The sequence below is a fragment of the Bacillus sp. 205(2023) genome, assembly GCF_037027485.1.
Lineage (GTDB): Bacteria > Bacillota > Bacilli > Bacillales > Bacillaceae > Bacillus > Bacillus halotolerans.
This window is the reverse complement of the sequence record NZ_JAXCHF010000002.1, coordinates 491,773-507,118: the sequence shown is the minus strand read 5'-3', so window position 1 is coordinate 507,118 and position 15,346 is coordinate 491,773. Positions and strand designations below refer to the sequence as shown.

General features: G+C 38.0%; 14 protein-coding genes and 3 pseudogenes. 15 read left to right on the top strand and 2 right to left on the bottom strand.

Going from position 1 to position 15,346, the window contains the following annotated elements; all coding sequences use genetic code 11:
* The first annotated feature begins 407 nt into the window (after window positions 1–407).
* From WA325_RS10045 to WA325_RS09975, 15 genes and pseudogenes are all read left to right on the top strand, one after another.
* Window positions 408–1,628, top strand: coding sequence for a sensor histidine kinase (locus tag WA325_RS10045; RefSeq protein WP_105954653.1), 1,221 nt, complete (start codon window positions 408–410; stop codon window positions 1,626–1,628).
* On the top strand, window positions 1,621–2,262 hold the full coding sequence (locus WA325_RS10040) for a response regulator (RefSeq protein ID WP_101865099.1): 642 nt from the start codon (window positions 1,621–1,623) through the stop codon (window positions 2,260–2,262). Before WA325_RS10045 ends, WA325_RS10040 begins: the two co-directional genes overlap by 8 nt.
* A 117-nt stretch (window positions 2,263–2,379) precedes the next feature.
* Window positions 2,380–4,554: an MMPL family transporter gene (locus WA325_RS10035; protein ID WP_202853832.1), complete on the top strand. Its 2,175-nt coding sequence runs from the start codon at window positions 2,380–2,382 to the stop codon at window positions 4,552–4,554.
* Window positions 4,555–5,126: 572 nt separating this feature from the next.
* Window positions 5,127–5,370, top strand: a pseudogene (locus WA325_RS10030) (TetR/AcrR family transcriptional regulator); the annotation flags it as partial.
* Window positions 5,366–5,670 (top strand): annotated as a pseudogene (locus tag WA325_RS10025) (zinc-binding dehydrogenase); the annotation flags it as partial. The pseudogenes WA325_RS10030 and WA325_RS10025, both read left to right, overlap by 5 nt.
* An 11-nt stretch (window positions 5,671–5,681) precedes the next feature.
* Window positions 5,682–6,686 carry an NADP-dependent oxidoreductase gene (locus tag WA325_RS10020; protein WP_336183566.1) on the top strand — a complete coding sequence of 335 codons (1,005 nt, stop codon included), beginning with the start codon at window positions 5,682–5,684 and terminating at the stop codon, window positions 6,684–6,686.
* 211 nt (window positions 6,687–6,897) lie between these two features.
* A pseudogene (locus WA325_RS10015) lies at window positions 6,898–7,062 on the top strand (tryptophan--tRNA ligase); the annotation flags it as partial.
* 218 nt (window positions 7,063–7,280) lie between these two features.
* Entirely contained in the window at window positions 7,281–7,856 is a 576-nt protein-coding gene (locus WA325_RS10010; RefSeq protein WP_105954650.1) for a TetR/AcrR family transcriptional regulator, read from the top strand.
* Between the two features lie 109 nt (window positions 7,857–7,965).
* The gene (locus WA325_RS10005; protein WP_105954649.1) at window positions 7,966–8,814 is read left to right on the top strand and encodes an alpha/beta fold hydrolase; all 849 of its coding nucleotides are present in this window, start codon (window positions 7,966–7,968) and stop codon (window positions 8,812–8,814) included.
* Window positions 8,815–8,828: 14 nt separating this feature from the next.
* Window positions 8,829–9,887 carry an alkene reductase gene (locus WA325_RS10000; RefSeq protein ID WP_105954648.1) on the top strand — a complete coding sequence of 353 codons (1,059 nt, stop codon included), beginning with the start codon at window positions 8,829–8,831 and terminating at the stop codon, window positions 9,885–9,887.
* Between the two features lie 109 nt (window positions 9,888–9,996).
* Complete coding sequence (locus tag WA325_RS09995; RefSeq protein ID WP_181185725.1) at window positions 9,997–10,155, top strand: hypothetical protein; 159 nt, start codon at window positions 9,997–9,999, stop codon at window positions 10,153–10,155.
* A gap of 74 nt (window positions 10,156–10,229) precedes the next feature.
* The gene (locus tag WA325_RS09990) at window positions 10,230–11,015 is read left to right on the top strand and encodes an SDR family NAD(P)-dependent oxidoreductase (protein WP_087990794.1); all 786 of its coding nucleotides are present in this window, start codon (window positions 10,230–10,232) and stop codon (window positions 11,013–11,015) included.
* A 311-nt stretch (window positions 11,016–11,326) separates the two neighbouring features.
* The gene (locus WA325_RS09985; protein ID WP_227598405.1) at window positions 11,327–12,076 is read left to right on the top strand and encodes an SDR family NAD(P)-dependent oxidoreductase; all 750 of its coding nucleotides are present in this window, start codon (window positions 11,327–11,329) and stop codon (window positions 12,074–12,076) included.
* 15 nt (window positions 12,077–12,091) lie between these two features.
* Window positions 12,092–12,244: a hypothetical protein gene (locus WA325_RS09980; RefSeq protein ID WP_223203944.1), complete on the top strand. Its 153-nt coding sequence runs from the start codon at window positions 12,092–12,094 to the stop codon at window positions 12,242–12,244.
* 430 nt (window positions 12,245–12,674) lie between these two features.
* On the top strand, window positions 12,675–13,688 hold the full coding sequence (locus WA325_RS09975; RefSeq protein WP_124058657.1) for an NADP-dependent oxidoreductase: 1,014 nt from the start codon (window positions 12,675–12,677) through the stop codon (window positions 13,686–13,688).
* Window positions 13,689–14,139: 451 nt separating this feature from the next.
* Here WA325_RS09975 and WA325_RS09970 read toward each other — a convergent pair whose 3' ends face one another.
* Complete coding sequence (locus tag WA325_RS09970) at window positions 14,140–14,550, bottom strand: hypothetical protein (RefSeq protein WP_202853287.1); 411 nt, start codon at window positions 14,548–14,550, stop codon at window positions 14,140–14,142.
* Window positions 14,551–14,649: 99 nt separating this feature from the next.
* The gene (locus tag WA325_RS09965) at window positions 14,650–15,273 is read right to left on the bottom strand and encodes a flavin reductase family protein (RefSeq protein ID WP_044160235.1); all 624 of its coding nucleotides are present in this window, start codon (window positions 15,271–15,273) and stop codon (window positions 14,650–14,652) included.
* Between the last annotated feature and the right edge of the window lie 73 nt (window positions 15,274–15,346).

Genomic DNA, 15,346 nt, shown 5'->3' with positions numbered 1-15,346 from the left:
AGGTTTCTTTATCTTTAATGGGGCATTTTGTAGATCCCTTCTGCTTTACTTCTTTGAGGATTTTAATGTATGAGGGGTCCGATTTTTAAATGTTTTTTCAGCCCTGATTCCTTTTCTTTGTAAGTTTATAATGATGAGATCAATTGGTTTCAATAAATTTCAATCCTCCCATATGAAAGTAACTCTCCATATATTTTAATTTTAAAATTGAATATAGAAAACGTACATAAGGGCATATCCTTATGTACGTTGGGGCATTTTTAAACTTTTGTTCATCTTGCCTTGCTGGCCGATAAATGAAATGCCTGCCGGCTCTTATGATAAGATGACAAATATGACTGGATTGTTCCTATTTTTATTGTGGATCCTTTGTGATTATACTGTCAAAGGAAAGGAAGTGAAGCAATATGTTTCGAAGAAAGCCTTTCGATAAAAACTACTTTTCACGAGATAGGCGGGCATTAAATATGCTTGCTCTCAGAGTACCAGGCTTAGCTTTTATTCTCATGATATATATAGCCTCTATCGTGCTGCAATTTATTATTGGGAGCTGGCCCATTTTATTGCTTCATGTGTTTACAGTATTGACCGCCATTTTTGCATTGCTGCATTGGCATTCATATCGCTGGGTTAAGAAAAGGGTCATTCTATATTTTGTGCTGCAAGGTTTGATCACTTTTACACTGGCTAATATCATGACTGGCTTCTTAGTGCTGGTCATCATTGGCCTTTATGCATTTTTGATTGGGCAGATTGCAGGAATAGCAGACAGAAGAAGGACTTTCCTCATACTGTATTTATTGCTTCTGCTGTCAATCAATGCAACACATCAGATTCACAAAGGTGAATATTTGCATTTTCTTGTCATTGCCGTACCTATTATGATCGTGATTATTACTTATGCCGCTACATTATTTGCCCAAGTCGATGAAAAGATAAAAGCGCAGCTGACTCTTGAAAGGCTGGGGCTGGCTCATCAGCAGGTCGAACAGCTGACGCTGCAAAACGAAAGGCAGCGTATGGCCCGGGACTTACACGATACGCTTGCTCAAGGGCTGGTCAGTTTAAATATGCAGCTGGATGCTATTAATGTTCATATATCGAAAGGTAACACAGATAGAGCAAAAGAAATCATTCAACAATCTATGAATAGAGTGAAAAGCACATTAGCTGATGCACGTTCAGCTATTGACAATCTTCGCAGCAAATCAGAAGAAATCGATTCTTTAAAAGAAAGAATTACCTTACAAATGGATCATTTTAAAGATGCAACAGGTCTGTCTTGTTTTTTAGACTACAGATTAACTCAATTGCCTGATGTTCGTACTGCTGAAAATTGTTATTACATCATAGGAGAATGCCTTACAAATGCAGCAAAACATGCAGAAGCAGAAACGATATGGTTATCAATTTGGGATGAGAAAGGAAACCTCCATTTAACCGTCAGAGACAATGGAAAAGGCTTTGATGTTGAAAAAGGCAGGAAAAAGAGAGGACATTATGGACTTCTTGGTATACAAGAACGTGTCAGAGCAATGAAAGGCCAATTCAATATAAAGAGTGAAAAATCAATAGGCACACAAATCGAGATAATCTTGTCAAATCAGGGAGAGATTGAAGATGAATAAGGTTTTAATCGTTGATGATCATCTGGTTGTGAGAGAAGGTCTCAAGCTGTTAATTGAGACGAATGATAACTACACAATAATCGGAGAGGCGGAAAATGGAAAAAAGGCTGTTTATCTTACAGATGAATTAAAGCCAGATATCATTCTTATGGATTTATACATGCCAGAAATGAGTGGGTTAGAAGCGATTAAACAAATAAAAGAAAAACACAGCATACCCATTATTATTTTGACTACTTATAATGAAGATCACTTGATGATTGAGGGGATTGAATTAGGAGCGAAAGGATATCTGTTGAAGGATACGAGCTCAGAAACCCTATTTCATACAATGGATGCAGCAGTAAGAGGAGAAGTGCTGCTGCAGCCTGATATTCTTAAACGTTTTCAAGAAATTCAATTGGAAAGAATGAAGAAACCAAGCAGCGATACTCAGTTAACGGAAAAGGAAATAGTTGTTCTAAAGGCAATTGCAAAAGGATTCAAAAGCAAAGCGATAGCCTTTGATTTAGGAATCTCAGAGAGAACCGTGAAGTCAAGACTCACGTCCATTTATAATAAATTGGGAGCGGATTCTAGAACAGAAGCAGTCGCGATTGCCATGCAGAGAGGTATTTTAACTTTAGATATATAACACAAAGTTATTTAAAAGTTGCCCAAACGTACATGCCCGAATGTACGTTTTTTTCATTTCCTTATGAATTACAATTAGGAAGAATATTATCAAGCAATGTGTTGAAAGGAGATTATGATGTCAAGAATGTTATATAAATTAGGCGGCTGGGTCGCTCGCCATCGCATTAAAGTAATATGTGCGTGGATCGTTGTGTTGATTGCAACGATAGGGGCAGCCGGCATATTAAAACCCAGTTTTTCTGAGAATATGTCAATACCTGACACGCCTTCGGAAAAAGCAATGAAGGTGATCAATAAAGAATTTCCTCATGGTCCTGATAAAGGGAGCATACGGATCATATTCGGTGCTAAGGATGGGGAGAAACTTACTGCCAAATCAGCAAAAGAAGCAATAGAGAATACATTAAAGGAAATAAATAAAGACGATTCTATTGATTCGATTGCAAGTCCTTTTCATGCAGGAACGATCGCAAAAGATGGGACAGTGGCTTATGCTGATATCAAATACAAATCACCAGCAGATGATATAAAAGATTACTCTATAAAACATGTGAAAGATAGTTTGTCTATTGCTGATGATGAAGGATTACAAACGGAGTTAAGCGGAGATATACCAGGAGCCGAGATGGAGATTGGCGGTGTATCAGAAATAGTCGGTATTGTCTTGGCTTTTGTTGTTCTAGCTATTACATTTGGCTCTTTATTAATAGCAGGCTTACCGATTTTAACTGCACTTATTGGTTTAGGTGTAAGCATTGGTCTGACTTTGATTGGAACACAAGTGTTTGATATTGCCTCCGTCAGTCTTTCATTAGCCGGAATGATCGGCCTTGCAGTTGGTATTGATTATGCTTTGTTTATTTTTTCAAAACACCGCCAGTTTTTAGGTGAAGGTATACAAAAAAATGAATCAATTGCGAGAGCTACGGGAACAGCTGGGAGTGCTGTCGTTTTTGCCGGACTCACAGTTATTGTCGCACTTTGCGGATTGACTGTAGTTAATATTCCTTTTATGTCCGCAATGGGGCTAACAGCAGGGCTCAGTGTGTTCATGGCTGTTTTAGCTTCAATTACATTAGTGCCTGCCGTTTTATCAATAGCAGGGAAACGTATGATTCCGAAAGCAAACAAGAAAAAAGAAATACAAAGCGATGAAACAAATTTCTGGGGACGCTTTGTCACAAAGAACCCTATTCTTCTAAGTGTATTTAGTATTCTCATCTTGCTAGTCATTAGTATTCCATCTATGCATTTGGAGCTAGGTTTACCTGATGCAGGAATGAAAGCTAAGGATAATCCCGAGCGCCAGGCTTATGACTTGCTTGCCGAAGGTTTTGGAGAAGGGTTTAATGGCAAATTAACGATAGTGGCGGATGCCACAAGTGTAACAGAAAATAAAACTGAAGCATTCGCAGATGCAGTAAAAGAAATTAAGGATTTAGACCATGTAGCAAGTGTTACTCCTGCAATGCCTAATGCAAAAGGCGATTTTGCTATTATTACGGTTGTTCCTACAACAGGTCCAAACGATAAAGCTACTAAGAATTTGGTGCAAGATGTACGCAGCTTAGCAGATCAAAACGGAGTAGATTTACTCGTAACTGGATCGACGGCAGTGAATATAGATATTTCAGATCGTCTTAATGATGCAATACCAGTATTTGCTGTACTCATTGTTGGTTTTGCGTTTATATTGCTGACAATCGTATTCCGTTCGCTGCTAGTACCTCTTGTTGCTGTAGCAGGTTTCATATTAACAATGACAGCAACTCTTGGGGTTTGTGTATTTGTGTTACAGGATGGAAATCTAATTGATTTGTTCAATATACCTGAAAAAGGGCCGATTCTCGCGTTTTTGCCAATTTTAACGATTGGTATTCTTTTTGGCTTAGCAATGGATTATCAGGTATTCCTTGTAAGCAGAATGCGTGAAGAATATGTGAAAACAAAGAATCCAGTACAAGCGATTCAAGCTGGATTAAAACACAGTGGACCTGTTGTCACCGCAGCCGGGCTAATCATGATATTTGTTTTTGCAGGATTTATCTTTGCTGGTGAAGCTTATATCAAAGCAAATGGATTAGCTCTTTCCTTTGGTGTATTGTTTGACGCATTTATTGTAAGAATGACGCTCATTCCAAGTATCATGAAGTTGATGGGGAATGCAGCTTGGTATTTACCAAAATGGTTAGACAAAATCATTCCGAATGTAGATATAGAGGGTCATCATCTAACAAAGGAGATACAGCCCGAGATAGATAATGAACAAAAACACCGAATCAGTATGTAGCAATATAGGCTCGTTCTCATAACATGTAAGGATGTAACTCCTCTTTTTTAAAAGGGAATACAACTAATGGCAAAGTATTAGAGGTTAAAGTTTATGGGCAATAAACAACAAAAGAAGAATATATAGAACGAGAGAAATAAAATTTATTTAAGAGTGGACTGAAAGGTCTACTCTTTTTTCATTCCGTCATCTGAATGAAGAAATGGTTATTCAAACAAACATGGCACCAAGAGCATGGCGGTTACAGAACTGATTTGAGCAGAAATAAGAAGGAGTGATATTCGTTACAATTCAGGTAATAGTACAACTAGCCCATTTTAAAGTTTTTGCACTTGGCCTTAAAATATATAAAACACAGGATGAATTCTAAATTCTTTACCGATCGTTCTCAAATTTGATATACTTAAAACATGTTAGGTCTAACTGTTTTTCTTCTCAAATGAGAATGATCGTTCTTTAATTATTTAAGAATAGGGAGAGATGAATGATATAAAGTTATTGTGCCCTAGTGCATCAATGATTCTCAGTACTTTATCAGTGTTAATAGATGATACGTTATAAGGTGGGATTACATGGCTAGAAATAAAGAATTTGATGAAAAATGGAGCTTTTCTGGGAACAGGGTTATGAAAAAACATCCATGCAAGATTTAGTGAACTATATGGGGGTTCACCGCAGAAGTATCTATGACACTTTTGGTGACAAACATACTTTATTTATGAGAGCTTTAAGTCACTTTGTAGAAGTAATGGAAGTGAGAATGAAGAATGAGGTGAAAACAGATGTAACGTTAAGCAGGCTATACGAAAATTATTTGTCTCTCCGTACAGGATCAAATAAACGTTTCGGAAAAGACAGAAATTTTCCATTGTGGAAACAAAAGCTATTTTCCCTTGCCGGCGCAAAGTATGACCACAAAGCCAAGAAACACGACCTGAAATATCATTTTATCTTCGTTCGGACGGCACACAAACTTAAAAAGATTACCAAAATCATTGAAGAAAACAACATTGTTCCAGAGATTTATCCAACACTATTTCCATAGACAACGTAAATGAAGCGCTAGAACTAGTAGCAAACGGACGACCAAAAGGGAAAGTGATTATTAATTTTTAAGGGGGGACATGATGAAAGCAGTCCAAATACACAGCTACTCGAAAAAGCTAGAAGCCCACATCAACGATGTTCCTATTCCAAGAATAAACAAACATCAAGTGTTAATCAAAACAAATGTGGCGGGCGTTGACCCACATCTTATATTAGCGATTACTGGAAGGGTGCGCGTTTTTGACCACTATGATTTCCCGTTGACACTCGGAAATGAACTTTCAGGTGTGATTGAATCGGTTGGTGAAGCGGTGACAGACTTTAATAAGGGCGACAGAGTATATGCGCTAATGCCACTAGATACAATGGGTGCCTTTGCAGCATATGTTGTGGCTGATGCAAATATCGTTGCGAAAATGCCAAAACATCTTACTTTTGAAGAAGGGGCTGCCATTCCATTATCGGCTCTGACAGTTGTTCAAGCATTCGATGTACTGAACGTGAAACCTGGCGCAAAACTGTTCATTCCTGGTGGAACAGGCGGATTTGGGCAGATTGCCATTCCGTTTGCGAAATCAAAGAAGCTTTTTGTAGCTGTCAGTGGTAGTGAATCAGCTCGTCATTTAGCGCTATCCATTGGTGCTGACCAGTTCATCGACTATCAGAAGCAAGATTATGTTGAGGTGCTGAAAGATTTCGATTACGTGATTGATACTCGTGGTGCAAGTGAGTTCAGGAATGAATTACGTATTTTAAAACCTGGCGGAAAATTATTGTCATTGAATGCTGGTCCAAATGCACGTTTTGCAATTCAGCATGGCGGATTTTCAACGTTGCAGAGGCTTCTTTTCGGTATGATCGGCATGCCGTTTGATATAGCGGCACGTCTTCAACGGAAAACATATGATTTCTTATATGTTCAGCCAAATGGCAAACAACTAAAAAACATCACCCATTGGATTGATGAAGCGGGCATCAAACCAACCATTGATTCGACATTTGCTTTTCGGCAAGTGAACGAAGCTATTGCCAAAATCGCAAAAGGGAAAGCTCAAGGAAAGATTCTTCTGATTATACAAGAGTGAGAAACAACAACATAAAATTGACAAATCGAACTATTTTAGTGATGGGCGGGACGTCAGGTATAGGCTATGCATATGCGAAAAGTTTCTTGAAATGAGCAACACGGCGATTGTCACTAGTCGCTCGAAGTAAAACATTGACCAAGCAATCAAAGATAACCTTAATTTAATCGGCATTGCTCTGCGGATGTCCGTCAAGTGAAGTCGGTTGACCAGTTGGATTTTATCTTCTATAACACCGAAAGGTTTAATGAATAGGGCTCATGCATACAAAGCAAAAGTAGACAAGAACAAAGAAGAAGGATTAGATGTGGATGCCAGTGTGAACATGAGGTTATATACTATCTCATTTTAATGGGCTGCTGATACTCTCCTGTTTTAGTCAGATTTTGTTCCCGTTGGAAAAGACCAAATTCAACATGTGGAGCAAATATATTGATGATTAAATTTATAATTCTTTACTTATCGTTCTAAAAAGGGTATGATTTAATCATGGTTTGAAATTCATGTGTTCATTTTAGAATGTTCATTCTACAATGGATTATGACGTTTGTTTTTGTTAGTATTGGTTCATTGATTTTTTTAAGGAGAAAAAAAATGGCTAGAAGTAAAGAGTTTGACGAAAAAGCAGTATTAAGAAAAGCAATGGAGCTTTTCTGGGAACAGGGTTATGAAAAAACATCCATGCAAGATTTGGTAAATCATATGGGAATACACCGCAGGAGTATATATGACACATTTGGTGACAAGCGTTCATTGTTTTTAGCTTCCCTTAATCACTATGAAGAGCTCATCGTCAATGAGATGGAAAGCATAATTAGCAGCACTTCATCTATTAAACAGGCGATACGTGATGTTTTTATTTTCGTACTGAATTCCATTGAACAATACCCAAAAGGTTGTCTATCAGTAAATGCAGCCATTGAATTATCTTTGTTGGACAAAGAAATTGGACGCATAGTTACAAAAATGTTTAACCGTACGGAAGATATGTTTAATAACCTTTTAAAACGGGGCCAAACTAGTGGAGAGATATCAAAAGAAATCGATTCTGATAACATATCTCGTTTCTTACACAACAATTTGGTAGGTATAAGAGTACTAATAAAAACTAATTACAGTAAAAAAGAATTAGAAGGCATCATTACTCTAGCACTTTCAGTGTTGGACTAGCTTTCTTTTTTTACCCTATTTAGAACGTTCATTCTAAAATCAGCATGAAACAAACCACATAATGCATCCTTATAAAATCGTTTTTTAATTTCTAAGGAGGAACACAAAAATGACAAACTTTAAAATACCATCAGAATCAGAATTTATTGAAGCAGATGGAACTCGTTACGCATATAGAAAATTTGGTACACAAGATGGTATACCACTAGTATTTCTTGTTCACTTTAGAGGAACGATGGAAAACTGGGATCCAGACATGCTTGAACCTATTGCAAATAAACGCCCAGTAATCTTATTTGACAATAAAGGGGTTGGTGAGACAGATGGACTAACGCCAACTACAATTGCTGATATGGCAAAAGATACAGCAACATTTATAAAAGCTCTTGGATTAGAACAAGTTGACATTCTTGGTTTTTCCATTGGTGGTATGGTTGCACAAGAGCTAGCTTTACAAGAAGGAGATTTAGTAAGAAAAATTATTATGGCAGGTACTTCGCCTGAATCTGGTATTAATCCAAATCCAGAGATTTTTGAAAGAATGAATCGTCACGGCGGAACGGAAGAAGATGGAATAAATGATTTTATGTTCTTTTTCTACGCACAAACCGAAACAAGTAAATCTGCAGGAATGGCTTCACTACAAAGAATTTTTAATCAGAAAAAAGTAAACAGTTCAGAACAAGTAAAAGAGGCACAATTACAAGCCATTGCAAAATGGGCTAAGCAAAAATCTAATCATGATTATGAATGGTTACAAAACATCAAACACCCTGTACTTGTTACTAATGGTGTTAATGATGTAATGGTACCGACTAAAAACAGTTACATCTTAGCAGAGAAATTACCCAAAGCACAGCTGATTATATATCCTGATTCTGGTCACGGGCATCTGTTTCAATTTCCAGAACTATTTGCAGAACACGTAAATTTATTTCTTGATTCTAATTCTTATTAAAAAGGAGTATTCATATGAGCAGATTATTTGAAAAAGTTCGTATTGGAAACATTGACTTAAAAAATCGTATAGGTATGGCTCCGATGACTAGAAATAGAGCTTTACCAGATGGTACGCCGAGCGATTTAGTAGCAGAGTACTATGGTCAGCGTGCTTCAGTCGGTTTAATTATAAGCGAAGGAACCCAACCTTCAGATGATGGGCAAGGTTACACGAATACACCTGGTATTTATACAGAAAATCATATTAGAGGGTGGAAAAAAGTAACTTCTAAAGTTCATAGTGAAGGCGGTCATATTTTTATTCAGCTTATGCATGTGGGACGTGTATCACACCCTGATAACACACCTCACCACCGCCAAGCAGTTGCACCGTCAGCTATTGCACCTGGTGTAGAAATTTTCACGGCAGAAGGAATGAAAGAAATTCCAACACCAAGAGAATTGAGTGAGCTTGAGATAAAAGATGTTATTAATGAGTTTCGTTTAGCAGCACGTTCAGCAATTGAAGCTGGTGCAGACGGAGTTGAAATTCACGGAGCGAATGGGTATCTGATCCAACAATTCCTTAGTGAAAACTCCAATCATCGTCAAGATGCATACGGTGGTACGATTGAGGGGCGTTCTCGATTCGCTATTGAAGTAGCTAAAGCAGTTGTTGATGAAATAGGAGCAGAAAGAACAGGCATCCGTTTTTCTCCTCAAGGAACACTGCAAGGCATTGATGAGGGGGAAAATAGCCTTGAGATGTATCGCTATTTAATAAGTGAATTAAATAAGCTTAACCTTGCATACCTGCATTTAATGCACTTTGGAAACGAGCAATTTCTAAAAGATGTGCGTCAACTATGGGATCAAGCACTTCTTGTTAACCGTCCAGGTCGTCCTCTAGATCAGCTTTCGTCTGATGTAGATAATAATCTTGCAGATGTTGTCACAGTAGGCACTTGGGTACTAGCAAATCCAGACTTTGCAGAACGGATTCAATCAGGTGCTCCCCTAAACGAACCCGATCAAAACACGCTCTATGCAGGAGGAAAAGAAGGTTATACAGATTATCCTTTCTTAAAATAATTTATTTAATATGAATATCCCATCTAGGGAAGGGGATATTCATATTCTTTTTTCTTAGGTTCGTTATGAAAAGATACATGTGCGTTAAATAAAAATGTGGAAGATTGTAATGAAAGCTTTAGCGATTGAAAACTACGGTAAAAAACCAAATTTTTTAGACTTCCCTAAGCCTAAAATAAATAATGACGAGGTCTTAGTTGAGATATATGCGGCAAGTATAAATCCTCTTGATACAAAAATTCGAATTATGGATAACCTACATTCATAGTAACAACGCGCAGTAAGAAACGCTGTAAAACGTTTTAAAGGTTTAATTAAACTAAAAATGGAGGTGCTGTAGAAATGAAAAAAACTGTTCTTATCACCGGGGTATCGGGTGGGATTGGCAAAGAGTTGGCGGATCGTTTCGCCAAGGGAGGATATAATTTGGTGCTGGTGGCGCGTAGCGAGGGTAAGCTTTTGGAGCTCGCGAAGGAATATCGGAAAAGATATGGCAGTCAAGCGACGGTCATCGCCAAGGATGTGGCGTCACCCGGCGTGCCGGAAGAGATTTTTGCGGAGCTCAAGGAGAAGGGGATCGTCGTCGACTATCTTGTCAATAATGCCGGCTTCGGTTTGTACGGAACGTTTTTGGAGACGCAGTTAGAACAAGAGACGAATATGATTGACGTCAATATCAAGGCTCTGACTGTTATGACGAAACTGTTCTTGCCGGATATGGTCAAACGGGGCCAAGGAGGCGTGATGAATGTGGCTTCGTTGGTGGCTTTCTTCCCGGGACCTATGATGTCGGTTTACTACGCAACGAAGGCGTACGTGCTGTCGTTCACCGAGGCTTTGGAGAACGAACTGAGCGGTACAGGGGTGACTGTGACGGCACTATGTCCGGGACTGACGTCAACCGGCTTCGTTGATCGTTCGGGTATTGGTGAATCGAAGTTGTTCCAGAGTGGTGCTATCATGGAGGCCGGGCAGGTGGCTGAGGAAGGGTACCGAGGCTTCTTACGCGGCAAGACGTTCATAATGCCAGGGGCTCGAAACCGGTTCATGGCATTCCTTCCACGGTTGATGCCGCGCAAAATGGTGACCCGTATGGTCAGATCCACACAGCAAAGAACAGGGCATTGACCTAATTGAGGTGACCAGAAGTGGAGTGGCAGTTGATTATGATCTGCCATCTAGCCAAGATCTCGCAACGGAATAAATCGTTTACTAAAAAAGTTACAGAGACTTTTATAAAGACGGAAACCTTCTTATTTAATCTCCTGAAACATGGTCAAGAACAAGGAGAAATTTCTAAACACTATGATATAAAGGGCTTTCTCAATTTATTCATAATTCACTCGTAGGAATACGAGTATTAGCAAAACATATATTATTAAATATTGTTATTTGAATTAATTAATACCAATCTGAAATATTTTTAAGGAGAGAATCATATGAAGTACACAGTTATTACAGGAGCAAGCTCAGGTATAGGATACGAGACAGCATTAGCATTTGCTGCTCGCGGCAAAAACTTAATTATTGTAGCTAGAAGATTAGATAAATTAGAAGAACTTAAATCAACCATTCAGAATCTAAATCCTGATTTAGATGTTATTATTCGTACAAGTGACCTATCTGTCACAGATCAGGCATATACACTGTATAACAGTTTAAAGGAGTATCAAATTGAGACTTGGATTAATAATGCTGGTCTTGGTGAAACCTCTTCTGTCGTAGATCAGAATTTAGATAAAGTAGAAACCATGTTACGCGTTAACATAGAATCCTTGACAATCCTTTCTACACTATTTGTAAGAGATTATGCTGATGTAGAGGGAACTCAATTAATTAACGTATCCTCAGCACTTGGATATGTAATTGCTGTTGGCAGTGTTGCTTATTCTGCTTCTAAATATTATGTTAGTGCCTTCACCGAAGGGCTTGCAAAAGAACTTGAACTGAAAGGTGCGAAAATGAAGGCAAAAGTTTTAGCACCAGCAATGACGGAAACAGAATTCGCAAAACATGCAAATGAAATGAAAGAGTTTGATTACAAAGCAAATCTCCCTAAGTACCACACAGCTAAGCAAATGGCAGGTTTTATGATGGAGGTTTATGACAAAGATGAAGTGGTGGGGGTTGTAGATGAAAACTATGAATTCAATTTGAGAAAGCCGATCTATCCAATACTAGTATGGTAACATAATCGTTTGGCGATGGCACCAATGACACGTAGCAGAGCGCAAGAAGATGGTACATCAGGAGAACTAAGTTCCCTTTATTATGCTCAAAGAGCATCTATAGGATTACTTATTAGTGAAGGTACACAACCTCCTGATGGTACCAGTCGGTGCATGGTCATTAGTTAATTCAGATTTAGTAGAACGGCTTAAAGAAGGTGCTCCATTGAACGAAGCAGACCCTGCAATATTCTTTGGTGCCGGAAAGCAAGGGTTATACGGATTATCCTACGTGAAAGAATTAGAATCTCAGAAAGGATAGGTATAACTTATGGCAAATATCAAGGTTCCACAAACAGTTTGGGACTGGGAAGTGACTCTCTATTTTTGTGACGAAAAAGAGGGAATAAAAAGTAGTTTTTAAATTGAACCTACAAAATGGACAGTAATGCTTAAAAATGGCATACAACTGAAAAATGCTTGACGCATGAATTGCGTTACACTGGCAGACGTATACTGCATTCGGACGCTATGGGCTGATGAACTCTAACATCTGTTCCACCGATTGAGTGCGGGAACATCGGCTTTAATAATCTCAAGGAAGGATGCTAATGAAAAAATGAAAACACTCATGAAAGCAGCTCAGATCACCAAGTATTCAAAAAATATCCATGCCAAAGTCAATGACATTCCAATTCCAGAAATCGATGAAAACGAAGTCTTGGTAAAGGTCAAAGCTGCGGCAGTCAATCCACTCGAAATGTTAATTATTACAGGCAGCGTGAAACTGATTCAAGATTATGAATTCCCATTAACGCTTGGTAATGAATTGACAGGAGTTATCGAAAAAGTCGGAAAAAATGTGACGGAATTTCACGTAGGAGATGCCATCTATACACGTCTCCCGCTCGAAAAAATTGGTGCTTTTGCGGAATATGCCGCAATTGACGCTGCTGCAATTGCACCCATGCCAAAAAATTTGTCTTACGTGGAAGCCGCTGCTGCACCACTGGCTGGACTCACAGCGTATCAAGGTCTGCATGAAGAACTTGAGGCACAGTCAGGTAAATCTGTCTTCATTCCAGGTGGATCAGGCAGCTTTGGTCAAATGGCTGTACCAATCGCAAAGGCAATGGGCCTACATGTCATTGTTAGTGGCAGCTCAGAAGCGCGCGAACGCACTTTGGAAATGGGTGCAGACCAATATTTGGATTATAAAATAGAAAACTATGTTGACTTGTTGTCGAATGTGGATTACGTGATTGATACACTGGGACCTAAAGAATTTGACAGTGAATTGAGTATCATCAAACCGGGCGGAAGATTGCTCTCTCTCCGTACAGGACCAAATAAACGTTTCGGGAAACACCAAAATTTCCCGCTATGGAAACAAATGTTATTTTCCCTTGCTGGTGCAAATTATGACCGCAAAGCTAAGAAACAAAACGTGGAATACCATTTTATTTTCGTTCGTTCTGATGGCGCACAACTTAAAGAGATTACAAAAATCATTGAAGAAAACAACATTGTTCCAGCAATTCATCCAACACGATTTACCATAGACAACGTAAATGAAGCGCTAGAACTGGTCGCAAATGGACGACCAAAAGGGAAAGTGATTATTCAATTTTAAGGGGAATATGAGGAAAGCAGTCAAAAAGTTGAGATCATTTATGTAAAGGATTTTGAAACAAACCGCGTGTTCTGCTGATTAAGAAATGGAAAAGATAAAAAGCCAGGTCAGATCATAGAAAAACTTCAGCAAGCCGGAGTCCTGTCTCAGTAATGGTAAGACATGGAGAACTACCATTTCAAAAATGTTGGAATGAAATTGAGACAGCTACTTACATTAACAGACATATCACCAATGACACGTTATTACACGTAGCCACTAATGAGAAATTTAACATAACAAAAACAGCAGACTTCTTCAGGAATCTGCTGTTTTGATCACATGATCAAATTATTCGATAGAATAATAGATAAGATCGAAATTACAACACTGGGAAAATTTAAAACTATCCCCAGACAAACAACTATTAGTAAAAAACAAATTAAAACCTTAAACGTTTATATTTCATCTACTATTCTTGAGATAAATAATTGAAATCCGTTTCTTTACATTCAGGAAGGTTTTTGTCAATTTTTAAAGTGGACAATAACTCTTGAACATATTCACGAATAGCTAGCATATCAAATGGGAAATCGAAATCAAATTCCTCTGTAACAGTTAAAGTGTCCATTACATATGAACAATTATGTTTCATACCCAATAGATCATCATTAAAACGCAGCACAGCTTGAAATGATGAATCAGGTAGCTCAAAGTGAGAAATCAAATAAACATTAATATTGTTACCTTCTTCAGAATCTGGCAATCTTTCATCAACGTATAATAAAAAAGCACATCTCTCATCATCGTTTAATTCTACTTGAAAGAATTCAAAATCTCTTAATCTCAATAAACGTTTAAATCTCGTATTTAAAATTCTCATTTTCAATATCTCCGTTTTTATTTTAAGCTGTTACTAACGATTTCCATTGAAACATAGAAGAGGTATAATACGCAATTTCCCATTAAAAGGTTTATTGAGTCATGTTTCCGAACGAAAGGTTTTTCCTATTTCTTTTCCTAAACCAAAATAGTGTCTGAAATTATAAATAAGCGGACTCCATTTTGAAGGGTCAATGTGGTTGTCGTTCAATATGATCTTTTCCTCGGCATGAAAATGTAAAGCTTGTGTTTCCACAATCGCAAATGATGGTTCGTAATCTGGTATCCGAATATGTTTCACTTCTGCTTCTATTTGGATAGGGCACTCTTTAATTCTTGTTGGTGCTACTGTCATTGATGGTAAAGGTGTTAACCCTGCCGCTTCGTATTTCTCTTTTTTGTAAGTAAACCCGAGCTGTTTCTTCAAAGGCGGGATATTCTTTTTTCCGCTAAAAGACGAAATTCTTTCAACGTTTTTCCATAAATCGGGGCTGGGCAAGTTAATGACACATTCTTTGTGTCTCTTTATATTTTCAATAGCTTTTCCTCCTAGTCCTACTCCCAGAACAATATAGTTTCCAAGCGCCCAAGAGGAAGACATCGGACTAATATTGGTGGTTCCATCTTCATTCAAAGTGGAAAGAAGGAATGTTGACGTGCCATAGTACATAATGTTTGGTTTGATTTCTTTAAAATGAAGGGTGTCTTGTTTTTCACTGTTCAACGCTTAATGCCTCCTCATCATTATTTATTCATATTGTAAAGGTTTAACATTTCAACTATCATCGAAATATGAA